This is a genomic window from Rhizobium sp. M1 (assembly GCF_002531805.1).
Taxonomy (GTDB): Bacteria; Pseudomonadota; Alphaproteobacteria; order Rhizobiales; family Rhizobiaceae; genus Rhizobium; species Rhizobium etli_C.
This window is the reverse complement of sequence record NZ_NWSW01000015.1, coordinates 151,997-175,787: the sequence shown is the minus strand read 5'-3', so window position 1 is coordinate 175,787 and position 23,791 is coordinate 151,997. Positions and strand designations below refer to the sequence as shown.

Annotated in this window: 33 protein-coding genes and 1 pseudogene; 16 read left to right on the top strand and 18 right to left on the bottom strand. The window is 60.7% G+C overall.

All coding sequences use genetic code 11. From position 1 onward, the window contains the following. The first annotated feature begins 165 nt into the window (after positions 1 to 165). Positions 166 to 1,509: a DUF2778 domain-containing protein gene (locus CO655_RS16570; protein WP_097665498.1), complete on the top strand. Its 1,344-nt coding sequence runs from the start codon at positions 166 to 168 to the stop codon at positions 1,507 to 1,509. Positions 1,510 to 1,541: 32 nt separating this feature from the next. Here the strand turns inward: CO655_RS16570 and CO655_RS16565 are convergent, their stop codons facing one another. After that, positions 1,542 to 2,699, bottom strand: a complete 1,158-nt coding sequence (locus CO655_RS16565) for an aminotransferase class I/II-fold pyridoxal phosphate-dependent enzyme (RefSeq protein ID WP_097607071.1) — start codon at positions 2,697 to 2,699, stop codon at positions 1,542 to 1,544. Between the two features lie 210 nt (positions 2,700 to 2,909). On the opposite strand from CO655_RS16565, the gene CO655_RS16560 reads away from it, so the two are divergent. From CO655_RS16560 to CO655_RS16535, 6 genes are all read left to right on the top strand, one after another. Beyond that, on the top strand, positions 2,910 to 3,668 hold the full coding sequence (locus CO655_RS16560; RefSeq protein ID WP_010032448.1) for a DsbA family protein: 759 nt from the start codon (positions 2,910 to 2,912) through the stop codon (positions 3,666 to 3,668). 146 nt (positions 3,669 to 3,814) lie between these two features. Next, entirely contained in the window at positions 3,815 to 4,252 is a 438-nt protein-coding gene (gene aroQ / locus CO655_RS16555; RefSeq protein ID WP_085742420.1) for a type II 3-dehydroquinate dehydratase, read from the top strand. A gap of 20 nt (positions 4,253 to 4,272) precedes the next feature. Further along, on the top strand, positions 4,273 to 4,746 hold the full coding sequence (gene accB, locus CO655_RS16550) for an acetyl-CoA carboxylase biotin carboxyl carrier protein (RefSeq protein ID WP_097607069.1): 474 nt from the start codon (positions 4,273 to 4,275) through the stop codon (positions 4,744 to 4,746). 4 nt (positions 4,747 to 4,750) lie between these two features. Beyond that, the gene (accC, locus tag CO655_RS16545) at positions 4,751 to 6,106 is read left to right on the top strand and encodes an acetyl-CoA carboxylase biotin carboxylase subunit (RefSeq protein ID WP_016732915.1); all 1,356 of its coding nucleotides are present in this window, start codon (positions 4,751 to 4,753) and stop codon (positions 6,104 to 6,106) included. Positions 6,107 to 6,113: 7 nt separating this feature from the next. Next, the gene (gene aat / locus CO655_RS16540; RefSeq protein ID WP_097607068.1) at positions 6,114 to 6,728 is read left to right on the top strand and encodes a leucyl/phenylalanyl-tRNA--protein transferase; all 615 of its coding nucleotides are present in this window, start codon (positions 6,114 to 6,116) and stop codon (positions 6,726 to 6,728) included. A 62-nt stretch (positions 6,729 to 6,790) separates the two neighbouring features. Beyond that, positions 6,791 to 7,735, top strand: coding sequence for a DUF2167 domain-containing protein (locus CO655_RS16535; protein WP_097665497.1), 945 nt, complete (start codon positions 6,791 to 6,793; stop codon positions 7,733 to 7,735). An 87-nt stretch (positions 7,736 to 7,822) separates the two neighbouring features. On the opposite strand, the gene CO655_RS16530 is transcribed toward CO655_RS16535, so the two are convergent. The 5 genes from CO655_RS16530 to gatB form a co-directional block, all read right to left on the bottom strand. Then, positions 7,823 to 8,263: a DUF2155 domain-containing protein gene (locus tag CO655_RS16530; protein WP_097579123.1), complete on the bottom strand. Its 441-nt coding sequence runs from the start codon at positions 8,261 to 8,263 to the stop codon at positions 7,823 to 7,825. A 113-nt stretch (positions 8,264 to 8,376) separates the two neighbouring features. After that, positions 8,377 to 8,775, bottom strand: coding sequence for an NADH:ubiquinone oxidoreductase subunit NDUFA12 (locus tag CO655_RS16525; RefSeq protein WP_004671258.1), 399 nt, complete (start codon positions 8,773 to 8,775; stop codon positions 8,377 to 8,379). 102 nt (positions 8,776 to 8,877) lie between these two features. Then, positions 8,878 to 9,351 (bottom strand): GNAT family N-acetyltransferase, encoded by a 474-nt coding sequence (locus tag CO655_RS16520; protein WP_097665496.1) that lies wholly within the window; start codon positions 9,349 to 9,351, stop codon positions 8,878 to 8,880. Positions 9,352 to 9,354: 3 nt separating this feature from the next. After that, positions 9,355 to 9,858 carry a GNAT family N-acetyltransferase gene (locus CO655_RS16515; protein ID WP_097665495.1) on the bottom strand — a complete coding sequence of 168 codons (504 nt, stop codon included), beginning with the start codon at positions 9,856 to 9,858 and terminating at the stop codon, positions 9,355 to 9,357. A gap of 3 nt (positions 9,859 to 9,861) precedes the next feature. Further along, entirely contained in the window at positions 9,862 to 11,364 is a 1,503-nt protein-coding gene (gatB, locus tag CO655_RS16510) for an Asp-tRNA(Asn)/Glu-tRNA(Gln) amidotransferase subunit GatB (protein ID WP_096770336.1), read from the bottom strand. A 259-nt stretch (positions 11,365 to 11,623) separates the two neighbouring features. Between gatB and CO655_RS33875 the strand changes: the two genes are divergently transcribed. Together CO655_RS33875 and CO655_RS16505 are read left to right on the top strand one after the other, a co-directional pair. Further along, positions 11,624 to 11,800 carry a hypothetical protein gene (locus CO655_RS33875; RefSeq protein ID WP_176539267.1) on the top strand — a complete coding sequence of 59 codons (177 nt, stop codon included), beginning with the start codon at positions 11,624 to 11,626 and terminating at the stop codon, positions 11,798 to 11,800. A gap of 7 nt (positions 11,801 to 11,807) precedes the next feature. Continuing rightward, the gene (locus CO655_RS16505) at positions 11,808 to 12,182 is read left to right on the top strand and encodes a VOC family protein (protein ID WP_097665494.1); all 375 of its coding nucleotides are present in this window, start codon (positions 11,808 to 11,810) and stop codon (positions 12,180 to 12,182) included. A gap of 77 nt (positions 12,183 to 12,259) precedes the next feature. On the opposite strand, the gene CO655_RS16500 is transcribed toward CO655_RS16505, so the two are convergent. Next, entirely contained in the window at positions 12,260 to 12,766 is a 507-nt protein-coding gene (locus tag CO655_RS16500; RefSeq protein WP_097665493.1) for a GNAT family N-acetyltransferase, read from the bottom strand. Positions 12,767 to 13,073: 307 nt separating this feature from the next. Here CO655_RS16500 and CO655_RS16495 point away from each other — a divergent pair, with 307 nt between their 5' ends. Continuing rightward, on the top strand, positions 13,074 to 13,331 hold the full coding sequence (locus CO655_RS16495; RefSeq protein ID WP_097579117.1) for a YjhX family toxin: 258 nt from the start codon (positions 13,074 to 13,076) through the stop codon (positions 13,329 to 13,331). Positions 13,332 to 13,382: 51 nt separating this feature from the next. Here the strand turns inward: CO655_RS16495 and CO655_RS16490 are convergent, their stop codons facing one another. The 5 genes from CO655_RS16490 to CO655_RS16470 all read right to left on the bottom strand — a co-directional run bounded on the left by CO655_RS16490 (position 13,383) and on the right by CO655_RS16470 (position 16,772). Then, positions 13,383 to 13,658, bottom strand: coding sequence for a hypothetical protein (locus CO655_RS16490; protein ID WP_097665492.1), 276 nt, complete (start codon positions 13,656 to 13,658; stop codon positions 13,383 to 13,385). Positions 13,659 to 13,679: 21 nt separating this feature from the next. Continuing rightward, positions 13,680 to 14,180, bottom strand: a complete 501-nt coding sequence (locus CO655_RS16485) for a GNAT family N-acetyltransferase (protein ID WP_097665491.1) — start codon at positions 14,178 to 14,180, stop codon at positions 13,680 to 13,682. Then, entirely contained in the window at positions 14,171 to 15,652 is a 1,482-nt protein-coding gene (gene gatA, locus CO655_RS16480) for an Asp-tRNA(Asn)/Glu-tRNA(Gln) amidotransferase subunit GatA (RefSeq protein ID WP_064683533.1), read from the bottom strand. The genes CO655_RS16485 and gatA overlap by 10 nt, the downstream gene beginning before the upstream one ends. Before the next feature lie 58 nt (positions 15,653 to 15,710). Then, on the bottom strand, positions 15,711 to 15,998 hold the full coding sequence (gatC, locus tag CO655_RS16475; RefSeq protein WP_097665490.1) for an Asp-tRNA(Asn)/Glu-tRNA(Gln) amidotransferase subunit GatC: 288 nt from the start codon (positions 15,996 to 15,998) through the stop codon (positions 15,711 to 15,713). Between the two features lie 69 nt (positions 15,999 to 16,067). Further along, positions 16,068 to 16,772, bottom strand: coding sequence for a metal-dependent hydrolase (locus CO655_RS16470; protein WP_097665489.1), 705 nt, complete (start codon positions 16,770 to 16,772; stop codon positions 16,068 to 16,070). Between the two features lie 113 nt (positions 16,773 to 16,885). Between CO655_RS16470 and ruvX the strand changes: the two genes are divergently transcribed. Next, positions 16,886 to 17,380 carry a Holliday junction resolvase RuvX gene (gene ruvX / locus CO655_RS16465; RefSeq protein WP_097665488.1) on the top strand — a complete coding sequence of 165 codons (495 nt, stop codon included), beginning with the start codon at positions 16,886 to 16,888 and terminating at the stop codon, positions 17,378 to 17,380. On the opposite strand, the gene CO655_RS16460 is transcribed toward ruvX, so the two are convergent. The 3 genes from CO655_RS16460 to CO655_RS16455 form a co-directional block, all read right to left on the bottom strand. Next, the gene (locus CO655_RS16460; protein WP_097607060.1) at positions 17,317 to 17,649 is read right to left on the bottom strand and encodes a DUF6105 family protein; all 333 of its coding nucleotides are present in this window, start codon (positions 17,647 to 17,649) and stop codon (positions 17,317 to 17,319) included. The genes ruvX and CO655_RS16460 overlap by 64 nt on opposite strands. Then, positions 17,646 to 17,819 (bottom strand): hypothetical protein, encoded by a 174-nt coding sequence (locus CO655_RS33870; protein ID WP_176539266.1) that lies wholly within the window; start codon positions 17,817 to 17,819, stop codon positions 17,646 to 17,648. The genes CO655_RS16460 and CO655_RS33870 overlap by 4 nt, the downstream gene beginning before the upstream one ends. Before the next feature lie 129 nt (positions 17,820 to 17,948). Beyond that, complete coding sequence (locus CO655_RS16455; RefSeq protein WP_097665487.1) at positions 17,949 to 18,608, bottom strand: TetR/AcrR family transcriptional regulator; 660 nt, start codon at positions 18,606 to 18,608, stop codon at positions 17,949 to 17,951. A 236-nt stretch (positions 18,609 to 18,844) separates the two neighbouring features. On the opposite strand from CO655_RS16455, the gene map reads away from it, so the two are divergent. The 5 genes and pseudogenes from map (at position 18,845) to CO655_RS16430 (ending at position 22,026) form a co-directional block, all read left to right on the top strand. Then, positions 18,845 to 19,681 carry a type I methionyl aminopeptidase gene (gene map / locus CO655_RS16450; RefSeq protein ID WP_097665486.1) on the top strand — a complete coding sequence of 279 codons (837 nt, stop codon included), beginning with the start codon at positions 18,845 to 18,847 and terminating at the stop codon, positions 19,679 to 19,681. Between the two features lie 7 nt (positions 19,682 to 19,688). After that, positions 19,689 to 20,222 (top strand): annotated as a pseudogene (locus tag CO655_RS16445) (UPF0758 domain-containing protein); the annotation flags it as partial. Between the two features lie 130 nt (positions 20,223 to 20,352). Further along, a complete protein-coding gene (locus CO655_RS16440; protein WP_097665485.1) occupies positions 20,353 to 20,604 on the top strand; it encodes a hypothetical protein in 252 nt (83 codons plus the stop codon). Next, positions 20,591 to 21,769 (top strand): hypothetical protein, encoded by a 1,179-nt coding sequence (locus tag CO655_RS16435; RefSeq protein WP_097665484.1) that lies wholly within the window; start codon positions 20,591 to 20,593, stop codon positions 21,767 to 21,769. Before CO655_RS16440 ends, CO655_RS16435 begins: the two co-directional genes overlap by 14 nt. Further along, a complete protein-coding gene (locus tag CO655_RS16430) occupies positions 21,769 to 22,026 on the top strand; it encodes a hypothetical protein (RefSeq protein ID WP_097665483.1) in 258 nt (85 codons plus the stop codon). The genes CO655_RS16435 and CO655_RS16430 overlap by 1 nt, the downstream gene beginning before the upstream one ends. Here the strand turns inward: CO655_RS16430 and CO655_RS16425 are convergent. The 3 genes from CO655_RS16425 to CO655_RS33865 form a co-directional block, all read right to left on the bottom strand. After that, complete coding sequence (locus tag CO655_RS16425) at positions 22,023 to 22,307, bottom strand: hypothetical protein (protein WP_097665482.1); 285 nt, start codon at positions 22,305 to 22,307, stop codon at positions 22,023 to 22,025. The two genes, CO655_RS16430 and CO655_RS16425, sit on opposite strands and share 4 nt — an antisense overlap. Before the next feature lie 113 nt (positions 22,308 to 22,420). Continuing rightward, on the bottom strand, positions 22,421 to 22,702 hold the full coding sequence (locus tag CO655_RS16420) for a DUF3892 domain-containing protein (RefSeq protein ID WP_097665481.1): 282 nt from the start codon (positions 22,700 to 22,702) through the stop codon (positions 22,421 to 22,423). Positions 22,703 to 22,758: 56 nt separating this feature from the next. Next, a complete protein-coding gene (locus tag CO655_RS33865; protein ID WP_176539265.1) occupies positions 22,759 to 22,902 on the bottom strand; it encodes a hypothetical protein in 144 nt (47 codons plus the stop codon). Between the last annotated feature and the right edge of the window lie 889 nt (positions 22,903 to 23,791).

Below are 23,791 nucleotides of genomic sequence, written 5' to 3'. Positions count from 1 at the left end.
CGGCGCCGCGTAAACAAATTAGAAACCATAATTCGTCATCCTTGCGAAACAGTCGGATGTCGCAAGCGGTCTAAATTCGGCCCATTTGCGCCATTACCGGCGCCGGCGAAGTGTAGTCAGTCAGTGCCGCCGGCCTGCGTAGCGAGTTTGAAAGACGAGTTTGGTATGGCGTTTGCGGTCGGGGCGTTTGATGGCGTCACCTCTCTTGGCGGATCTGCTGTTCGTTTGCGCAGATCTCGCGGCTTTCTTTACGGCGTCGTCGGCGCCGGACTTCTGACCTCGACATGGCTGATCGCGACCTTCGCGACAATGCATTCGATCGGCGCACCCGTTTCCCCGTCCGAGAACTTCACGCATGTCGCGTCGGCGCCGAAGCTCAAGCCGGCGACATCCCACGAACGACTGATCCATGTCGGCAAAGCCGATCGGCTGGCCGCCTTCAATGCCAAGCCGGTCGCTGCCCTGACGGCTCATCTCATCCAATCGCATGCGCAAAAGTCCAATGCTGCCGCAGCAGCATCGTTGGCGCTTGCAAAGAATCGTCTTGTCACCCCTGCCGAACCGCCGGTCGCCGTTGCCGCGGCAACACCTTCGGACACCGCGAAATTCGTCAAGGACGATATCGTCACGCCGCCGGTCGAGCTTGCCCGGGCGGAGGCCGAAGAGAACGAGGGCGACCGCATCATCATTCCTTCCAAGGAAGCCGTCGCAGCCGTTGAACTTCCTGCCCTGCTCGCCCTTGCCGATGCCGGACCGCGACAGATTGCGCCAACCCCGATCCAGCCGACCGTGCCCGCCCTCAAGACGGCGTCGCTGCCGCAGGAAAAACCTGCGCCGGTACAAGTTGCCGAGGCCGAAGAGCAGCAGCCCTTCGATCTCGTGCTCGCGCCGGATGCCGGCTCCGTGCCGCTGCCGATGGCGCGTCCGGACGGCCTGATCGGCAAACCGGCCCCAGGCTCCAAGGAGGCTCAGCGTGCCGCCGAGCCCGTCCTTGCCTATGCCAAGCCGAACGCGCTGATCGAAGACGATGAGGACGACGCCGTCCCGCGTTACGACAAGCCGGTCTTCTCGCCGAAGCTGCGCGCAGGCGTCGCCATCTACGATATCGAAAACAGCACCGTCTATCTGCCGAACGGCGAACGTCTGGAAGCTCATTCCGGCCTCGGCAAGATGCGCGACAATCCGCGTTACGCCAACAAGAAGATGCGCGGACCGACGCCGCCGCACACCTATATCCTCACCATGCGCGAGGCCCTGTTCCACGGCGTCGCAGCGATCCGGCTGACGCCGGTCGAGGGCTCGGACGCCATCTACGACCGGGTCGGCCTGCTCGCCCACACCTACATGCTCGGCAAGAACGGCGATTCCAACGGCTGCGTCTCCTTCAAGGATTACAAGCGCTTCCTAGCCGCTTACAAGCGCGGCGAGATCAAGCAGCTGGTGGTCGTGCCGCGGCTGAACAACAAGCCGGCTTCGACGCTTGCCTCGCTGTTTTCATCGCGCAGCTGATGGATAAGCAGGCGAGCGGCCACCCGTAAACGCTACTTCAACCAGCCGGCGATTCGCTCCACCGCCTCGGCGATCTCTGCCTGCGATCCCGCGTAAGACAAGCGCAGGGTGCGGTGTCCCTCCAGCGGATCGAAGTCCATGCCGGGGGTTGCGGCGACGTTGATTTCGGCGAGCATCCGTTTGGCAAAGCCCATGCTGTCATTGGTGAAGCGCGAGACATCGAGATAGGCATAGAAGGCGCCGTCCATCGGCGAAGCCGGTGCGAGGCCGATCTTCGGCAGTCGATCGAGCAGCAGGTCGCGGTTGGCGGCATAACTTGCTTTGACTTTATCAAGCTCTTCGGCTGCGCCGAGGGCGGCCGTGGCGGCGATCTGGGAGAGTTCGGGCGGGGAGATATAGAGGCTCTGCGCCACCCGCTCGATCGGCCGCACCAGGCGTTCAGGCAGCACCATCCAGCCGATTCGCCAGCCGGTCATGCAATAATATTTGGAGAAGGAGTTGATGACGATCGCCTCGTCGGTCAGTTCCAGCGCGCTCGCCTCCTCGCCGGCAAAGGTCAGCCCGTGGTAGATTTCATCGGAAATGAAGGCGATGGAATGGGCCGCGCAGTAATCCGAAAGCGCCTTCAGCCCCTCGCGGCCGGTCACCGTGCCGGTCGGGTTGGCGGGGCTTGCGAGCAGCACGCCCTTCAGTCTCACGCCGCTTTCCTTCTGCACCGCCTCGAGGCTCTCGGGGGTGAGCGTGAAGTGGGTCTCGGCCGTTACCGGCACCTCGACGACCTTCAGACCCAGCGCGCCGAGAATATTGCGATAGGCGGGATAACCCGGTCTTGCGATCGCCACCGTATCGCCGGCATCGAAGAGGGACAGAAAGGCGAGATTGAAGCCGGCCGAGGAACCTGTGGTGACGGCAATGCGCGCCGGATCGATCTCCAGGCCGTGGCGATCCTTGTAATGCCAGGCAAGTGCCGATTTCAGCCGCGCCGTTCCCAGCGCGTCGGTGTAACCGATCCGGCCTTCGGCAAGGGCTTCGCGGGCCGCTTGGAGGGCCGCCTGAGGGGCTGGATGCGAGGGTTGACCGACCGCCATCGAGATGACGGGATGTCCGCCCGCACGCCGCTTCGTCGCCTCCGCCAGCACGTCCATGGCATGAAAAGGCTCGACTTCGCTGCGTTTGGATATGGAAAACAAGATCGTTTCTCGCTCGGCTTCTTCAATGACGGCCCGACAATTGCCGCATTAATCGGCTCATCACAATCCCGCGAGCGTTACGCGGGGATGAAAAATTCCTGTTTGAGCGGAACCGAACGCCCTCTACCTTGACGCGACGCATTCAAGTCCATTAACCCGGCGACGGTCTTCTCGATCGGGAGACCACCCATCGCCGTTGACGAGGATATCATGGCCTTCTTCCCGAAAACCTTCACCGCATTGGCGCTTGCCGCATCGATCGCCCTTCCGTTTCCAGCGGCAGCGCTCGACGACCAGCAGAAGAAGGAGTTCGGCGAGTTCATCAAGCAATATCTGATCGAGAATCCCGAGATCATGCTCGATGTCCAGGAGGCCTTGCAGAAGAAGCAGGAAGCCCAGCGGCTGGCGAAAGCCAACATGGCGATCGAAGAGAACACGACCGACATCTTCGATTCGAAGAACGACGTCACGCTCGGCAATCCGAAGGGCGACGTTACCGTCGTCGAGTTCTTCGATTATAATTGCAGCTACTGCCGTCATGCGCTTCCCGACATGCAGGCGATGCTGAAGAAGGACAAGAACGTCCGATTCGTGCTCAAGGAATTTCCGATCCTCGGGCCGGATTCGGTCGCCGCCCACAAGGTGGCGGACGCCTTCCGCAAGCTGGCGCCTGAAAAATACGCCGATTTCCATGTCGCCCTGCTCAGCAGCGAGGGCCGCGCCTCGGACGAAAGCGCGATCGCGGTTGCCGCCTCGCTCGGCGTCAGCGAAGACAAGATCCGCGCCGAGATGGCGAAGAGCCCGAACGACGGCATCGTCCAGGCGACCTACCAGCTCGCCTCCAGCCTCGGCATCAGCGGCACACCCTCCTACGTAATCGGCAATGAAATGGTGCCGGGCGCCGTCGGGCTCGACGATCTCGAAGCCAAGGTCAAGAATATGCGCAGCTGCGGCAAGACCGCCTGCTGATCAAGGCGGCCATCTCATCGCCAAAATCGAAGCGTTTCAGCCATGTGGACAAATGTGGCGCGATTCCTGCCGGGCAATCCGTAAGGGCTTTCATTCAGCCTTCGCGGAGTCTATAGGTTGCCGTCGTGCATTTTACGGAACATTCGATGACGCAAACGATTTTTGTCCTGAACGGCCCCAACCTGAACATGCTGGGTAAAAGAGAACCCGGCATCTATGGCGGCAAGACGTTGAAGGACATCGAGGCGGACTGCAAGGCCGCCGGCCGCGAACTCGGCTTCGATATCGATTTCCGCCAGAGCAATCACGAAGGTACGCTTGTGGATTGGTTTCACGAGGCCGACGAAAAGGCCGTCGGCGTCGCCATCAATGCAGGCGCCTACACGCACACCTCGGTCGCGCTGCATGATGCGATCCGCGCTATTTCCATTCCCGTCGTCGAACTCCACATATCCAACGTCCATGCACGGGAAGAATTCCGCCACAAATCGATGATCGCGCCGGCATGCAAGGGCGTGATCTGCGGTTTCGGGCCTCACAGCTACATACTGGCGCTGCATGCGCTGAAGAACATCACGGCATAAGAAGAAGACAGGGCAACACCATGGCTGAAAAGAAATCGGGTATCGATCAGGCACTGATCCGCGATCTCGCCAACATTCTCAACGAGACGGATCTGACGGAGATCGAGGTCGAGCAGGATGACTTGCGCATCCGCGTTTCGCGCAACGGCACGACGCAATATGTGCAGGCGCCGATCGCAGCACCGGCCTTTGCCGCGCCCGCAGCCGCCGCTCCGGCAGCGGCAGGCGCCGCGCCGGCCGCTGCCCCCACCCGCAATCCTGCCAATGTCGTCAATGCGCCGATGGTCGGCACCGTCTATATGGCGCCGGCTCCGGGCGCGCGCCCCTTCATCGAGATCGGCGCCACCGTCAAGGAAGGCCAGACGCTGATCATCATCGAAGCGATGAAGACGATGAACCAGATTCCCTCGCCGAAGTCGGGCAAGGTGACCGAAATTCTCGTCGATGACGGACATCCCGTCGAATACGGCCAAGCCCTCGTCGTCATCGAATAGGCCCATGCCCATGATTTCGAAAATCCTCATCGCCAATCGCGGGGAAATCGCCCTTCGCGTGCTCCGGGCCTGCAAGGAGCTCGGCATTGCCTGCGTCGTCGTGCATTCCACCGCCGACGCCGATGCCATGCATGTGCGCCTTGCCGACGAAAGCGTCTGCATCGGTCCGCCCTCCTCGCGTGAGAGCTATCTCAATATCCACCAGATCGTCGCAGCCTGCGAGATCACCGGCGCCGACGCCGTGCATCCGGGCTACGGCTTTCTCTCCGAGAACGCCAAGTTCGCCGATATTCTCGACGCCCATGGCATCACCTTCATCGGGCCGACGGCGGATCATATCCGCATCATGGGCGACAAGATCACCGCCAAGACGACGGCGCTGGAACTCGGCATCCCTGTCGTTCCCGGCTCGGACGGTGAAGTGAAGACCGAAGAGGATGCGCTGCGGACGGCCGCCGAAATCGGCTATCCCGTGCTGATCAAGGCAACTGCCGGCGGCGGCGGGCGCGGCATGAAGGTCGCCAGGAGCGAGGCCGATCTGATCGAGGCCTGGTCGACGGCGCGCACGGAAGCGGCAGCCGCCTTCGGCAACGATGCCGTCTACATGGAAAAATATCTCGGCAAGCCGCGCCACATCGAAATCCAGGTATTCGGAGACGGCGAAGGCAATGCCATCCATCTCGGCGAACGCGACTGCTCGCTGCAGCGCCGCCACCAGAAGGTCTGGGAAGAGGCGAATTCGCCGGCGCTGAATGTCGAGCAGCGGATGAAGATCGGCCAGATCTGCGCCGACGCCATGAAGAAGCTGAAATATCGCGGCGCCGGCACGATCGAATTCCTCTACGAGAACGGCGAGTTCTATTTCATCGAAATGAACACCCGCCTGCAAGTGGAACATCCGATCACCGAAGCGATCACCGGTATCGACCTCGTGCACGAGCAGATCCGTGTCGCTTCCGGCGGCGGCCTCTCGGTGACGCAGGACGAAGTGCATTTTTCCGGCCACGCCATCGAATGCCGCATCAATGCCGAGGATGCGCGCACCTTCGTGCCCTCGCCCGGCACGATCACGCATTTCCATGCGCCGGGCGGCCTTGGCGTACGCATCGATTCCGGCGCCTATCAGGGCTACAAGATCCCGCCCTATTACGACAGCCTGATCGGCAAACTGATCGTGCACGGTCGCACCCGCGTCGAGTGCATGATGCGGTTGCGCCGCGCGCTCGATGAATTCGTCGTGGACGGCATCAAGACGACGCTGCCGTTGTTCCAGGAACTCGTCTCCAATCAGGATATCGCCAACGGCGATTACGACATCCACTGGCTGGAACACCACCTCGCCAACACACCGGCGGCATAGGACAGGGATGGCAGGATCGCGCAGGAAGTCACCAGGCATCACCCCTGACATTCTCCTGCGCGCCTATTCCATCGGCCTCTTCCCGATGGCCGAATCCGCAGACGACCCGGAGATTTTCTGGGTCGAGCCGGAATTGCGCGGCGTCTTGCCGCTCGATCGTTTCCATATATCGAAGAGTCTCGCCAAGACGGTGCGCCGACATCCCTTCGAGATCCGTTTCGACCACGCCTTCGAATCGGTGATCGCGGCTTGCGCCGAGGAGACATCGGGTCGCCCCAGCACCTGGATCAACCAGACAATCCGATCGCTCTATTCGACGCTGTTCGACATGGGCCACGCCCATACCGTTGAAGCGTGGCACGGCGATGAACTGGTCGGCGGTCTCTACGGCGTCTCGCTCGGCTCGGCCTTCTTCGGCGAAAGCATGTTTTCACGCCGCACGGACGCTTCGAAGATCTGCCTCGTGCATCTGGTCGACCGGCTGAGAGAAAGGGGCTTTACCCTGCTCGATACCCAGTTCACCACCGAGCATCTGAAGACGTTCGGAGCGATTGATGTTCCGAAGGCCGATTATGCCGCGCTGCTTGCCGCCGCGATGGAATCGCCACACCTGAAGTTTTAAACGCGATCGATTCATCCCTGCGTTGATTTTCCGGCCGATTTCAGTAGCTTCCGGAAAATACAATGGGGGATAGAATTTTGAGACGATATTTTGCGGCGGCGATGCTTTTCGCCTTACTTGGAGCTCAGGCCGAGGCACGTCCCTATCAAGAGATGTTTCCTGGCAGGACCGATTTTTCCGAGGCGGAAAAACCGTTACTGGAAAAACTTGATTTTCAGCAGGGTGTGATCAAGCTGCCCGAAGCGAAGGCGACGCTCAATGTGCCCGCCGACTTCTACTATCTAAGCCCGGCCGACACGAAGACGGTGCTTGTCGATATCTGGGAAAACCCGCCGGCGGCGGCGGATGGAACGCTGGGAATGATCTTCCCGGCGAAATACGCGCCGACCGACCCGCAATCCTGGGGATCGATCGTCGAATACAGCGCGGACGGTTATGTCTCAGACAGCGATGCCGCCACGACGAATTACGACGAACTGCTGCAGAACATCAAGGATGCGATCAGCGAACGGAATCCTGAGCGCGAAAAGCAAGGCTTCCCGAAGATCACCCTTGTCGGCTGGGCTTCGGCGCCGCGCTATGACAAGCCGGCGCATGCAATGCACTGGGCGCGCGATCTGATTTTCGGTAACAACACGCAAGCTGAGCACACGCTGAATTATTCCGTGCGTGTGTTCGGGCGCGAGGGTGTCTTTGAATTCGACTTCGTTGCCGGACTCCGACAGTTGAAGGAGATCGAGGCGGTCATTCCGACGGTCACGAAGCTCGTGCAGTTCGACAAGGGGATGTCCTATGGCGACTATGTCGACGGCGACAAGGTCGCGGCCTACGGCATGGCAGGAATGATCGCCGCAGGCGCTGGCGCCAAGATTGCCGCAAAGGTGGGACTGCTGGCCCTTGCCCTTGCCTTCTTCAAAAAGGCCGGCATCCTTGTCGTCGTCTTGGCCGGCGTCGCGCTTCGCTTTGCCAAGGGCCTTTTCAACAGGAACAAGACGCCGACCGCGTAGGGGCGCGATACCCGAATTAAAGCGTTGCGGCGTCTCTTGCGCGTCTCAAGGAGAGGCGCTGACGCTGCGGTGCCGCCGCGCGACGTGTTAACGGGCCGTCGCCTTGGTGCCGTCAGGCGCCGGGACGTCCGAGCTCGTCTTGCAGTCCTTCAGCCAGACGTCGTAGATCGGGTGCTCGACGGCGTTGAGGCCGGGGCTGGCGGCAAACATCCAGCCGGTGAAGATGCGGCGGATCTTGCGGTCAAGGGTGATCTCGTCGACCTCGACGAAACCGTCGATCTTCTGCGCTTCCGCCTGATCGCGCGAATAGCAAGCCTTCGGCGTCACCTGCAATGCGCCGAACTGCACCGTCTCGTTGACATAGACGTCGAAGGTGGTGATGCGGCCGGTGATCTTGTCGAGGCCGGAGAAGACGGCAACCGGGTTTTCAATGCGGGCGGCATGTGCCGCACCGGTCGGAAGCAGGGCCGAGAGCGCCAGCAGCGATCCGGCGGCACGCAGGACCATGTTCCGCGTGAAGAGCTTCATGTACCCGTCTCCAGATAATTTTTCAGTTTCATCCGCGGTCAAGCGCGGCCAACCTGCGGGTAAAGGTCAATTGTGGCCAAAAGCCGGGCTTGGGGATCGCCCGGTCAGCCGTCTCAGTTGCCGGGCGTCCAGGCGTCGTAATCGCCGGTGACGCGCGGACGCTCGCCGGGAACCGCGAGAGAGCCCGGCGGGCGGTAAGCCTGTGGCGATCCGGTGAGGTTGGGGCGGTGCGTCTTCTGCCATTCCTTGGCGACGTAGTTTTCCTTGGACGGAGGAACATCGGTGCGATGGTGCATCCAGCCGTGCCAGCCCGGCGGAATGGCCGAGGCTTCGGCATAACCCTTGTAGATTACCCAGCGCTTCGGCAGGCCGTAGGAGGACATGCCGCCTTCATAATAGACGTTGCCGAATTCATCCTCGCCGACGCGCTTGCCGAAACGCCAGGTCGCAAAACGCGTGCCCATCGTCTGACTGTTCCACCAGGTGAAGGTCTGAACCAGAAGATTCCACATGTCTTTTCCTTGTGCCCGCCAGTGCGGACCAAACCAGAATTCGTTTTCTCGCTTATGCCGTCGCCAAGCCGAATTGTCCAGCGATTCCACGAGAGCCAAGGGTCATTTCAAGGCCATCTTGAAGCCCAGATGCGAAGGTTTGAAGCCAAGCCTTTCATAGAAACGATGGGCGTCTTTGCGTATCGCATTCGAGGTCAATTGCACAAGGCGCGCACCGCGGCCTTTTGCCTCGGCGATGGCGAATTCGATCATCCGAGCGCCGATCCCCTGCCCACGCATATCGGAGCGCGTCTGCACCGCCTCGATGATCATCGCCGAGGAGCCGCGGCCGGTCAGCGTCGTCGTCAGCATCGTCTGGAACGTACCGACGACCTCGCCGCCGCGCTCGGCAATGTAAAGCGTCTGGTTGGGCGAGGCCTCGATGGCTGTGAAAGCCCTGACATAATCGGCAAAGGCCTCAGGATCCGTCGTATCGCCGTGACCGCCGAGCGCATCGGCGGCAAAGATTGCCACGAGGGCCGGCAGATCGTCCTTCCTCGCCCGACGAACGAGAATATCAGGCACCCCGACCTGCATGGCTCAGTGCCCCTCGAGCGGTTTTTCGAAAATCAGCGCCGGAATGCCGGATTGCCCGGGCCCGCTATACTCATTGCGGCCAACCTCGGTGAAGCCGTGCGCCCGGTAGAAGGCGATCGCCGCCGCATTCTGGGGCTCGACTTCGAGACGCATGATTTCGGCAGCGGGAAAGCAGGTTTCGAGCTCGGCGAAGATATCGCGGCCGATGCCCTGGCGCTGCAGCGCCGGGCTGACATAGAGGAGGTGCACCATGACCGTTTTCGTCAACGCCTGGGACATTGCCGCATAACCCACGCCGCCGATCTTGCGGCCGTCGTCGGCAACGAGGAACTCGGCATCTTTGCGCGTCAGGCGTGCCTTCAGCGCCGCCGGCGTGAAGAGATGGGCGATCAGCTCGTCGACCTTGGTCTTGCCATGCAGGTCGTCATAGGTGGCGTGAAAGCTCTCCACCAGAAGAGCGCGGACCTTCTCCAGGTCGCCCTCGCCGGCGGTGCGGACGAAATACACCGCTTATTCCTCGATGCCGAGCTTTGCCTTGACCAGCGCCTGGACGGCCTGCGGATTGGCTTTGCCGCCGGTCGCCTTCATCACCTGGCCGACAAACCATGCGGCCATGGTCGGCTTCGCCTTGACCTTTTCCACCTGATCGGGATTGGCAGCGATGATCTCGTCGACGGCCTTTTCGATCGCGCCGGTATCGGTCACCTGCTTCATGCCGCGCGCTTCGACGATTTCGGCGGGGTCGCCGCCTTCGGTCAGCACGATCTCGAAGAGGTCCTTGGCGATCTTGCCTGATATGGTCCCAGCCTTGATAAGGTCGATGATGGCGCCGAGCTGGGCCGGCGAGACCGGCGTCTGCTCAATGTCCTTGCCGGTGCGGTTCAGCGCGCCGAGCAGGTCGTTGATCACCCAGTTTGCCGCCGTCTTGCCGTCGCGGCCGGCGGCCACGGCCTCGAAATAATCGGCGATCGCCTTTTCGGAGACGAGCACGGAGGCGTCATAGACCGACAGGCCGAGCTCGCGGACGAAACGCTCCTTCTTGTCGTCCGGCAGTTCCGGCAGATCGGCTGCCAGCGCCGTGACGAAGGCATCGTCGAATTCGAGCGGCAGCAGGTCCGGATCGGGGAAGTAACGATAGTCGTGCGCATCCTCCTTGGAGCGCATGGAGCGCGTCTCGCCCTTGTTCGGATCGAAGAGGCGCGTCTCCTGCTCGATCTCGCCGCCATCCTCGAGAATGCCGATCTGGCGGCGGGCTTCATATTCGATCGCCTGGCCGATGAAGCGGATGGAGTTGACGTTCTTGATCTCGCAGCGGGTGCCGAAAGCCTCGCCCGGGCGGCGGACGGAGACGTTGACGTCGGCGCGCATCGAGCCCTCGTCCATGTTGCCGTCGCAAGTGCCGAGATAACGCACGATCGAACGCAGCTTGGTCATATAGGCCTTGGCTTCGTCGGATGAACGCATGTCGGGCTTGGAAACAATCTCCATCAGCGCCACGCCCGACCGGTTCAGATCGACATAGGACATGGTCGCATGCTGGTCGTGCATCGACTTGCCGGCATCCTGTTCCAGGTGCAGGCGCTCGATGCCGATCTCGATATCCTCGAACTGGCCCTGACGGTCCGGTCCGAGCGAAATGACGATCTTGCCCTCGCCGACGATCGGATCCTTGAACTGCGAGATCTGATAGCCCTGCGGCAGGTCGGGGTAGAAATAGTTCTTGCGGTCGAAGAGCGAGCGCTTGTTGATCTGAGCCTTGAGGCCGAGACCGGTGCGCACCGCCTGCTTCACGCATTCTTCGTTGATGACGGGCAGCATGCCGGGCATGGCGGCATCGACCAGCGACACGTTCGAATTCTGCGGCTTGCCGAATTCCGTCGAGGCGCCGGAGAAGAGCTTCGAATTCGACAGCACCTGGGCATGGACCTCCATGCCGACGATGACTTCCCAGTCGCCGGTGGCGCCGGGGATGAAGCGTTTCGGATCAGGCGTGCGGACGTCGACAAGGGTCATCTGATACTCTTTGCAGGCTGTTCTTTTCCACTGGTGAGGTAAAGGAAATGGCTTGCCGGTGCAAGGCTTTCGCGGCGTTAGCAGCTGCCGATGGTCGCTTAAAGCCGAGAAGCGGCATTGCACCGGAGCGCAGCATGCTCCCATATGCGAAGCGATCGAAACGAGCTTCGACCGTCCCCGATTGTCGATACCGCAGTCCTCTCTATGTTTGTCCAAAAGTACCGCTCGGACTTGAGGCCCTCACGATATGGAGGCTCGATTGAAGGATTATCTGCCCTATCTGGTCGGAACCCTCACGGGGGTGCTGGTCGCGCTCATCATTTCCGCCTTGTTGACGCTGCAAGGAACAGCGCAGCTCATGCTTTTCGCACTGCTACCGGCCATCGGTGGCGCGATCGTCGAGCGCGTTTCCCAGCGTCGATCCCGCAAGCCGTAGAAGCGCCATGGGAAGGCTGAAGGAGATCGTCATCGACTGCGACATCCCCTCGCGTGTTGCCCGTTTCTGGGCGGCGGCGCTGGATGGCTACCAAGTGATGCCTTATGACGGTGCGGAGCTCGCTCGCCTTGCCGCGATGGGGCTGACACCTGAAACGGACCCGACCGTGATGGTCGACGGCCCCGGAACACGCCTCTGTTTCCACCTTCGCCAAGGAGAGCGTCCCGCCCGCAACCGTGTCCACCTCGATATCGCAGCCTCGGATCGCAGACGAGAAGTGGAACGGCTCTTATCCCTCGGCGCGACTTTCGTGCGTGAGACGGATGCCTACACGGTCTTGAATGACCCCGAAGGCAACAACTTCTGCGTCACCTCCGAATAGATTCGCGAACGGCGCCCGGCGGCATTTGCACATGCGCGCCGCAAGCACTCATCCGCCTTCTGCGGGGCCCTTAAACCTCAGAATTCCTGTCCGTATCCGCCGGCGTCGGAGACGAGCTGCTTCGTCAGCCCGACGGAAGGCACGTCGCGGTCGAGCTTCGGATTATAGGCGACCGAGAGCCAGTGGATGCTGTAGCCGTGTTTCCGGAAAAAGCCGATCGCCTCGCTGTTGCCGGAATGGGTCTGCATCGCCGCCTTGTCGAAGCCCTGTTCGGCGATCTCCGTTTCGATGCGCTCGAGAAGCGCCGAACCCAGCCCCTGGCGGGTGAAAACGGGGTCGATCCAGAAATCCGAGATGGTTTCATCCAGGCCCTCGCGCGCCGCCCAGCCGGCGACCTGGCCGTTCTGTTCGACGACGGTGATGGTCAGCCAGTCGTTTTCCACGAAGTTGCGAAAGGCGCTGCGCGCTGCGTCGATCATCGCGTCCGATTCGCCGATCGACGCCATCGCCTTTTGCCAGGCCCTCAGCCCGATCTCACTCAAAAGTTCCGCTTCCCCGTCGCGGGCATTGCGAATGTGGATCAACGGCACCCCCGCGTTACCCCCGCAACTAGACCATTGAGTCGCGGATTTTACCAGTGCCCCCAAGGGGATGACCGGTGGAAACCATAGTTTTCGACCGGTTTTGAACGACCAGGGCGCTCTTGACCGCCTTTTGCGACCTCAATACAAACCCCATCGAGGTGTTTATGTTGAACCTGTCTGAGACCCGGTAAAGGCCCTGCCCGCAAGTTTTCTTGCGCGCATGGGCCCGAAAAAACGAAGCCCTGACGTTCGAATGAGCGTCAGACCGTTTTTGTGCGCCCTGCCGGGCGCGATACCGGATCTCAACATGGACATTTCCCGCACGGAGCAGCGCATCCTGCATCTCATGGCCCAAGGCGGCCGCATCGAAATCATCCGCGACGACGACAGGAAGATCGAGAACGTCAGTTGCTTTACCCGCGACGGCTGGCTCTATCCCGGCGTCGACCTCGATCTCTTCCGCAGGCTGAAGCGATTGAAGGCGATCAAATCGTCAGGCGGCCAGCCCTACCGGATTACCGAAAGAGGGTTGAAGTTGGTCAGATCGCAGCTGGACAACAGATAATCGGGCCATCAATCTGATCGCGCCTCAAACCGGCGCGGTCAGGGCTCGGCCTCAAACCTTCGGGGACAATGCCGCTCGCATCGCCGACCATTCGTCGGCCACCGAGCCGGTGCCGCGCGTCTTGCCGGCGCGGCGATACCAGTAATCGGCATTCCAGTCGTCGCCCTCGATGCGATGGCAGAGGGCATGGCCCCAGTCGAACGGCTGTTCGCCTTCGTGACGCTGACAGATATCGTGAACCGCCCGCCAATCCGCGCCCATGACGAAGCCGCCGGCAGCAAGACGATCGAGTGCCTCGATCAGTCGCACAAGATCATTATTCGCCATAAGACCTCATCTCTGGTTTGGCTATCGATCAGCCAATGGCTTCTCCATATGCACCTTTTCGAGCGGGACGCCCATGCTCTTGGAAAATTCGACACCATGCCAGATAGTGCTGAAGCCGCAGCGTTCGTAGAGACGGATCGCCCGCTCATTCCTCGCATGTGTGTCGAGCCGGACCGTCGCCAGCCCTTCGGTCGCCATCAGCTCACATAAATGCAACAGCAGTGCCCGGCCGACACCCCTGCCCTGATAAAGCGGATGCACCCAGAGATCGGAGACATAATTCCGTTCGCCTTCCCGCGCACCCCAGCCGACGATCTCACCCGCCAGTTCGGCAACGAAAATTTCGCCCTTCGTCTCATGTGGAAAGGCGGCGAACTCTCGCTGTACCTTGGCGATCACATGAGGATCGCGATAACAATCCTCGAACGCCTCGCCCGCGGCCCATGCAGCAAAACCAACAACGCCGACCATTTTATGGTCGGCGTCGGCGATCTTTCGGATCGTAAGGTCCGTTACCACCACTTGGCCGGCGTAAACTTGCCGGCGGCCTGCTCGATGACGTAAGCGGTCTTGAAGAGGGTTTCCTCGTCGAAAGCCTTGCCGATCAGTTGCAGACCGAGCGGCAGGCCCTTCTGGTCGAGACCCGCCGGCACGGCGATGCCCGGCAGGCCGGCCATGTTGACCGTCACCGTGAAGATGTCATTCAGATACATTTTCACCGGATCGGCGGCGAGGTTCTCATCAGCGACGCCGAAGGCTGAAGATGGTGTGGCCGGCGTCAGGATGGCGTCGACACCGGCGTCGAAGGCGAGCTCGAAATCGCGCTTGATCAGCGTGCGGACCTTCTGGGCGCGGATGTAATAGGCATCGTAATAGCCGGCCGACAGCACATAGGTGCCGATCATGATGCGGCGCTTGACTTCCTGGCCGAAGCCAGCGGCGCGCGTCTTCTCGTACATGTCGACGATATCCTTGCCATCGACGCGCAGGCCGTAGCGCACGCCGTCGTACCGCGCCAGGTTCGAGGATGCCTCGGCGGGGGCGACGATGTAATAGGCCGGAAGCGCATATTTTGTGTGCGGCAGCGAAATATCGACGATCTCGGCGCCGGCATCCTTCAGCCAGGCAATGCCCTGGCGCCACAGGGTCTCGATCTCCTCGGGCATGCCGTCGACGCGATATTCGTTCGGGATGCCGATCTTCATGCCCTTCAACGACTGGCCGAGGACGGCCTCGTAATCCGGCACCGGCAGATCGACCGAGGTCGTGTCCTTGGCGTCGACGCTTGCCATCGACTTCAAAAGGATCGCGGCATCGCGCACGTCGCGGGCGATCGGACCGGCCTGATCGAGCGAGGAGGCGAAAGCCACGGTACCCCAGCGCGAGCAGCGGCCATAGGTCGGCTTGATGCCGACGGTACCGGTGAAGGCGGCGGGCTGGCGGATCGAGCCGCCGGTGTCGGTCGCGGTGGCGCCGGCGCAAAGATGCGCGGCGACGGCGGCGGCCGAGCCGCCGGAGGAGCCGCCCGGAACGAGCTGCTGGTTGGAGCCCTCAGCCCGCCAGGGATTGATCACCGGGCCGTAATAGGAGGTCTCGTTGGACGAGCCCATGGCGAATTCGTCCATGTTCAGCTTGCCGAGCATGACGGCGCCGTCATCCCAAAGGTTCTGCGTGACGGTTGATTCATACCGCGGCTCGAAGCCATCGAGGATATGGCTGCAGGCCTGGGTGTGGACACCGACGGTGGCGAAGAGATCCTTGATGCCGAGCGGAATGCCTTCCAGCTCGCCGGCCGTGCCGGCGGCGATGCGCTCGTCCGATTTCCTCGCCATGACGCGGGCCAGATCCGGCGTGACCTTCACATAGGCGTTCAGCCGTTCATTGGCCGCATCGATCGCCGAGATATAAGCGTCGGTCAGTTCGAGTGCGGTGATTTCCTTGGCGCGCAGCTTCCGGCGGGCTTCGGCAATGGTCAGGCTGGTGAGTTCGCTCATCGTGTTTTCGCTTCAGATCTTTAAAATGGCAACAGGGTCGGAAAGAGGCGTTCGAGCCCTATTCGACGACTTTCGGCACCAGGAAGAAATTGCGGTCGGTGACCGGCGCGTTGGCGACGATATCGGCCGCCTTGCTGCCATCGGTCACCGCATCGGTCCGCTTCTTCATCGCCATCGGGGTGACCGACGTCATCGCCTCGACGCCGTCGACATTGACTTCGGAGAGCTGCTCGACGAAGCCCAAGATGCCGTTCAGCTCGCCGACCATGCGATTTGCCTCGTCCTCGGAGACGGCAATACGGGCAAGGTGGGCGACGCGCTTCACGGTGGCAAGATCGACGGACATGGCATTCTCCGGATAGGATTTTTCCTACCCGCTATAAAGGCCATGTCCGCCCGGTGCAACGGGGTTTCGTCAGATCGACAGGCTCTCGGCAGGCTTCAGCGCCTTCACCTGCGTCTTCGATCCCTCCATGCCGTCAATGAACTTATCGGCGGTCTGATCGATGATCGGGAAGGTGCCGAAGTGGCAGGGGATGGCGGTCTTGAAGCTGAAATAACGCTGGCAGGCGAGCGCCGCCACCGCGCCGCCCATGGTGAAGCGGTCGCCGATCGGCACGAAGCCGATATCGGGCTGGTGCAGTTCGTTGATCAGCCCCATGTCGGAGAAGATGTCGGTGTCGCCCATGGCGAAGATCGAGGCTTCGTCGTCGAAATGCAGCATCAGACCGTTGGCATTGCCAAGCGCATGCGAGACACCGTCCTCAGTGATCTGGGCGGAGGAATGCAGCGCATTGGTGAAGGTCGCCGAGAAGCCGCCGAAGGTGATCGTGCCGCCGGTATTGCCCATTTCGATCCTGTCGACGCCCTTGGAACCCAGCCAGGCGGCGAGATCGGCATTGGCGAGAACGACGGCGCCGGTTTCCTTGGCCAGCGCGACCGTATCGCCGACATGGTCGCCATGGCCGTGCGTCAGCAGGATATGGGTGATGCCTGAAGAAACATCCTTGATGTCCTGGCCGGCAAAGGAAGCGTTATGATTGAGGAACGGGTCGAGCAGGATCTTCGCCTTTCCGGTCTCGATGCGAAAGGCGGAATGGCCAAGCCAGGTGATCTTCATAAAATCTCTCCTTACGTGATGCAAAATCTGATTTCGATGGTAAGGACATATCTCATGCGCCGGCGAAGGAAAGCGGCGGCGACTTCAATTTCTTTTGACGGGATGAAACGGCAATGACGGTGCTGACGATCGAGGATATGGCCGGGATTCTTGCCCCCGGGCAGGCCATTGCCGGCCTCGACCTTGGCACCAAGACCATCGGGCTTTCGATGTCCGATCTCGGACGGCGGTTCGCCACGCCACGGCCGGTGATCCGCCGTGTCAAATTCACCATCGATGCGCAGGCGCTCATGGATTTCGCGGCAACGGAAAAGGTCGCGGGTTTCGTGATCGGCCTGCCGATGAACATGGACGGATCGGCGGGCCCGCGCGTGCAGGCGACGCGCGCCTTCGTGCGCAACATGGAGCAGAAGACGGCGCTGCCCTTCGTCTATTGGGATGAGCGGCTTTCGACCGTCGCAGCCGAACGGACGCTGCTCGAAATGGACGTCTCGCGGGCCAAACGCGCCGAACGGATCGATTCGGCGGCGGCCAGCTTCATCCTTCAGGGCGCGCTCGACAGGCTTTCCTTGCTGGCAAGATCTGATGGAGAGGAATTCAGCGCCTGACGCGTCTGCCACCAGGCTAGGATCGATTTGCGCTTTCTGAAGCCAAGGAGGGCGAAGACGATGAGACTGTCGACGGCGATGGCCCGGGCAACGAGCGGCGGGATAGCCTCCGGCGGCATGCCGAGCGCCTCGCCGTAGATCTGGAACGTCAGGTCATGAATCTGTCGTGTCAGCATCAGGAAGCCGAAATTGATGTCGTAATAGGAGAGCCAGTACCATCCGCCCAGAAAGACGATGGGGCCGGCCCAGAAGATCAGAAACCACTTCATGCGGCCTCTCCTCCATGCTTGCGCGCGACGGGCAGATCGAGGGAGACCACCCAGGTCGACAATGCCATGGTGCAAAGCACCAGCGTCGGAATTGCAATATCCAGCGCCAGGATTGCGAAGAACATCATTGCCGTCACCAGAAAGGCGGCTTTGGCGACCTTGCTTCCCATGGATGTCAACTCGGGACTCTCACTCGTACCATCTCTGCTGATGGCACAGTGTCGGCTTAACCCGCCCCACGCAACGTAAACCATTCGTTAAGGTTAACGCCGACCCGCCTCCTGTGGATAACGCGAATGTCAGCCGTAGACGCCGCGCACGAGACGCTTCAGTGCCGTTGCCGCCTTCTCCCAGTCCTTTGATGTCTTGAGCGACAGGCCGGCGCATTGGCCGCCGGCGGCCCCGGCAAGCACGAGATGCTGGATTGCAGCGATGACGACGGCGTTGACGGCGGTCGCGTCCACACCCTTCGGCGGCGCCAGAGAACCGCGCATGCGATCCAGCCACAGGGCGAGAGCCTTCGAACGAGCCTCGGAAAGCCGCCTCACCTGCTCGGTATTTTCCGAGACCTCCCAGGCGAGGATGCGGCGCATCAGCGGATCATTTTTCAAGGCGTCGAGCAGAAGCAGCGCCAGCCGCTCCATCAGATCGCCGTAGGTGAGCAGGAACATGCCGCCGGCATCTTCCGGAATGCGATCCCTCACCCATGTGCCGAGATCGGCGCCGATCGCCTCGACCAGACCGTCAAGGCCGCCATAATAGCGGTAGATCAGCTGCTTGTCGCAACCGGCGCGGCGGGCGACGGCATTGATGCCGAAATTCTGGAAGCCTTCTTCCGCCAGCAGGCCCTTGGCGGCGGCAAGGATGGCACGCTCGGTGGCGCCGCGATCGCGCACCCGCCGTTCTGATGCCGCCTCGGCGCCGGGCGAACCCTCAAGATTTACCGCTTCATTCAGCATGACCGACCCTTCCCCGCTGTCACCAATCGGTGAGTAGCGGGGAGGTTTCCTCCAATCAATCCTATCCCTTTGGGAAGATTGTGGATATTTCGTTCGGCACGAATAATTCGGCGGGCAATGGCTGCGGAAGGCGGCCAAATCCCTTCAGAAATCTCGCCCCGACAGTTGATCGCGATGGACGAACCCGTCATAGCTGCATTATGAACAAAGCTAATATTCTCCGCTAAGGCCCTGCAATGGTGAACTATATCGAAGCCTCTTCCGCGCCGCCGAAGAACACCGGCGCCATCCGGCTTTACGACACGCAAGCATTCGACGGCATGCGCAAGGCATGCCAGCTGACCGCCCGCTGCCTCGATGCGCTGGCCGATATCGTCAAGCCCGGCCTGCTGACCGACGAGATCGACCGGTTCGTCTTCGATTTCGGCATGGATCACGGCGCCTACCCGGCGACGCTGAACTATCGCGGCTATACCAAGTCGACCTGCACCTCGATCAATCATGTGGTCTGCCACGGCATCCCGAACGACAAGCCGCTGCGCGAAGGCGATATCGTCAATATCGACGTCACCTTCGTGCTCGACGGCTGGCATGGCGATTCCAGCCGGATGTATCCCGTCGGCACGGTCAAGCGGGCCGCCGAGCGACTGCTCGAAGTGACCTATGAATCGCTGATGCGCGGCATTGCCGCGGTCAGGCCCGGCGCCCGCACCGGCGCGATCGGCGAAGCGATCCAGGCCTATGCGGAGGCCGAGCGCTGTTCGGTGGTGCGCGATTTCTGCGGCCATGGCGTCGGCCGGCTGTTCCATGATTCGCCGAATATCCTGCATTATGGCCGCGCCAACGAGGGGCCGGAGCTGCGCGAGGGCATGATCTTCACCATCGAGCCGATGATCAATCTCGGCCGGCCGCATGTGAAGGTGCTGGCCGACGGCTGGACGGCGGTGACCCGCGACCGCTCGCTTTCGGCGCAATACGAACATACGGTCGGCGTCACCGCCGACGGCTGCGAAATCTTCACGCTGTCACCTGCTGGGCTCGACCGGCCCGGACTGCCGTCGCTTGCCAGGTGACGAGCCGATGGCGAAGGGGCCCGCAGCGACATCTTCCGACGACGAGCTGCCTTTCGCAAACGAAGAGCCTGTTGCCGACGAACGTTTATTCTTCGGCGACCGGCCGCAAAACCCGACCGCGCCGAATGCCCGGACCGCCCTGCCCGCCTCGCTCTCCGCACCGGAACATTACCACGGTCATCGCGAGCGGCTGCGTGAGCGCTTCCGCGAGCAGGGCGACACGGCGCTTGCCGATTATGAAATCCTCGAGCTCCTGCTTTTCCGCCTGATCCCGCGGCGCGACACCAAGCCGATCGCCAAGGCGCTGATCGAACGCTTCGGCTCGCTTTCCGGCGTTTTTGGCGCGCCGGCGGCGCTGCTGACCGAGGTCAAGGGCGTCGGCGAGAATGTCGCCCTCGACCTGAAACTGATCTCGACCGTGGCCCACCGGACCCTGAAAAGCGAGATCAGAAGCAAGCAGGTGCTCTCCTCCTGGTCCTCGGTCATTCAGTATTGCCACGCCGCCATGGCGCACGAGACCCGCGAACAATTCCGCATTCTGTCCTAAGCTGTTGAAAAGCTTATCCGGCGTCCTCGTTGCCGTAAGGTGACGTCCCTGCCCAATGACCACAAAACCACCCTGCCGGTTGACCGGCGGGCGCGCCGTCGTGCGCGGTAACAAGGAGTAGTTCATGAAAATCCTATATGCACATCCTACCGGCGAAACTGGCGAACGCGACTGCATTGCCTTCGTCGACGTCGAGCTCAACGATGACATCAGACTTTACGGCCTCCGGCTTGTCCGGCAGCCGGACGGCCGGCATCTGATCTACGCGCCGCAGGCGGGGCACCGGCGCACCGCGACCTTCTCTAAGCCAGTGGCCGAGCAGCTTACCGCTCTGGCCCTTGAGGCTTATGAGGCGGCGCGCCATGACCAGCTATAAATCGCCAAAACCAGAAAGCCTCGAGGTCAAGTTCAAGCTCATGCAACTGCTGCCCTTTGACAAAAGAGTGAAGCGCAAGCATTCGCTCGTCTATGGGTTCATCCTCGACTGGTTTCATTCCAAGTATGGCAACGCCCTGGCCAGCTCTAGACACGTTCTGGCCGAGCTCAAGGAGCGCGACCCGTTCGGCCAAGGCCTCTACATGGGCGACGTCCATAGCGCGCTGACGGATCTTGTCTCGTGGGGTTACCTGACGCAGGAAAAAGGCGCCGGCCGCCGAGCCAGCCGCTATGTCCCAGTTTGGTCAAAATTCGATAGCGTTCAGAATTCCCCGAACGCTACGGAAGATGAAATTAGCGTTCGGGAAAACCCGAACACTAGCGTTCGGCAAAACCCGAACGCTACAGCCGATAGCGTTCATAAAACTCCGAACGAAGACCCACTTACATTACCCGGTCTACGGACCCGGGTACATGTAGTGGGAGATATGTTCTCTACCGCGCCGGTGGCGCCGCTCGCGGTCGGCCTGAAGGCCACCGCGGCGGGGACGGTAGAGGGAGATGGCTTTGCCGACTTCTGGAAGCGTTGGCCTCGAAAGCACGGCAAGAAGAAAGCGGAGGCCGCCTGGAAGAAGATCGATGCGGAACTGCGTCCGGCGATCATTGAGGCGGCCGGCGCATGGGCGGCACATTACAAGGATCATGGCATCTATATGAAGTGGATTCCAGAACCTGCCAACTGGCTCGGCGGCGAGCGGTGGGATGAAGACCTGCCGATCGTCCACATCGATGCGAAAGGCGCCGCGATCACCAAAGCCAAGGCCAATTCAACAGCCTCGCCGGCTGAAACGCGGAGCAACGGCCCTCGCACCGTGGATATCACGGACAGTGACGTAGAGAACTCAGACGGCAAGATATTCCTCACTCTCTATTTCACAGAGAGGGACCATCCCAAAACGTGGGAGCACGTCATAGTGCTGCAGCATCCAGATATGAAAACGCAGCAAGTGGGCCAAGCCGAATTCGCGGACCTCTGCAAAGCTCTAGGCGTCAGCAGCGTGGAGGAAAGCTGCGAGCTCCATCATCCCGTGCGCATCGCGCAAGGGTCGAAGGGTAAGATCGAATATTTACCCGCGCCATCGTTCGAACTCAAGGAGGCCGCGTGATGGACTATGGCGAGCTCTACAACGCAACGAAGGACGCCTTCACCGACGCGTTGGCCGAGCACAAGGGCCGGCCGCGGCTGATGCGAATAGACGCTTTTGACGCCGAGGACGAAGACGGTACGCCGGTGCAGGTAATCGGCGTGCTCGACGATGACGATGCCATGAAATTTGTGGTCATCGAAGAAGACGATGACGGCGCGATTTTTCCGGTTGCGCGATCGGTCATCTACAGGAAGAGTGCTGCCAAGGCCGCCTAGATTGGATCGACCGGCATGGATCTCAAGACAAGAACCCTACCGACGGCATCGAGGAATGCTTTTCGATTATTGTCGATCATTTCGGTCATGAGTGCAGCGTAGTCAAGCGGCGAGATATCGACGCCGATATACTCGTGCCTATTTTCGCTTCCAATGTCGAACCGCAAGACGACACCGGCGAGTTCGTCACCTATGTCTCCAGCGAGCCAGTCCGCTATTACTGTGTCGTTTGGAGCCTCATCCTTGCGCCTCCAGGCGCGCGAGTTTGTTAGTTCCTGCAATCTCTACTCCGATGCCCTAATTCACCGAGCTGACCAGCGGGCCGCAGCCCGATTATGCCACGCGGGCGGCCAATGATAATGGAAAGGCCGGCATTCGCGCCGGCCCTTTCAATTTACGAGCATTCCGGCAATGCGAGCAGATTGTCGTTCCACTTTCCGTCAGCGTAGGTTCTGACGTATTTGCCGTTCTGGCCATTCACTACGCCAATATCTCCACGATTGCCGTTTACCATCGTGTAGAAGGTGTTGTCTTTTGCTTCGATTGAGGCGATCACTTGTGCACGAGTCCATTTCCAGCCGCCGTTGGCGGAATTGGGATTGCCGAGGTGAGTAATGCCTTCGTGCGTGCTATTGCGATCCCGCTTGTTGATGCAGGTCACCAGTACATCTGCCATGTTGAGAAATCTCCGTTTGATAGAAAAAACGGCGGGATTTCTCCCGCCGCCCGACATTACTTGTCGTTCTTCGTATCACCGAAGCCCGGCTTAGGGATGCGCTCCACAGTCGTCGTGTTAGGACGGCGCTCGGCCTCTTCCACCGGAATAAAATAGCCGGTCTTGGAATCCCGGCCGATGTCAAAAGTCTTGCGACCCATTTTAGTTAGTCCCTCTAGCCTTGCCAAATCAGCCTTTGGGCGCTATCTAACGGAGCTGTTGACACTACCGCTTCGGACGCGCGGCCTGCTTCACGGCAAGCTAGGCAACCGTGGCAAACACACAAAAGCACGTCGATATCGTCGACGTGCTTTTTTATTGCCCGAATCAAAGATTCGCGCAAGATGGTTACCAAACTTTTAACGGGAAAATTTCACTTATCCCCGCTTATACGCCAATAGTTAACAGTGTCAACGCGAAAACGCCAAAAAACTGTTAAAAGCGGTCTTTTTCCCAGGAAAAATGCAGTCCAACCTCTTGAAAATTCAACCGACGATTACCATGCGCAACTTGTAATGCTGAGGGGGGCGCCACAGATCTCCACCCCGCCCTGCCACCGGAGCGGTGTCGCCCTTCAGCGCTAACGCTATTACAGGAATTTGCCTCGCGTACGCGCAAGCGCGCGCGAGTCGGCAGCAAAAAACCCTCCAATCTTTCGACTGGAGGGTTTCGCATTACAGTCCGATGAAGGCGAGGACCGAAGCCAAGCTGATCTTGAGATCAAGCTTCAGCCGGACGGACTTCGTCGACTGACTGGCTTCGAGAAGCAAAGATGCGTTCATACGCGTCTCCTCTCTCAATGGGCGAAGTCTTGGATTTCCGCGTATCGCCCGCCAGACTTTATTGAGAGATTTCCTGTTAGAAACGGCCCAGGTGGCTCCCTCAAGCACGCGGCCGTTCGCCGTTGGTCTTTAGCTAGGGATTGCTCGCGTGCAGCGCAAGTCCCTCTCCTGCCGTTGACAATTTTGTAAATCAATCACACCCTTACTCATCGGCCCTCAACGGCCACACGCAAGCAAGAGCCGGATGCACCGGCCGGAACAAGCCCCA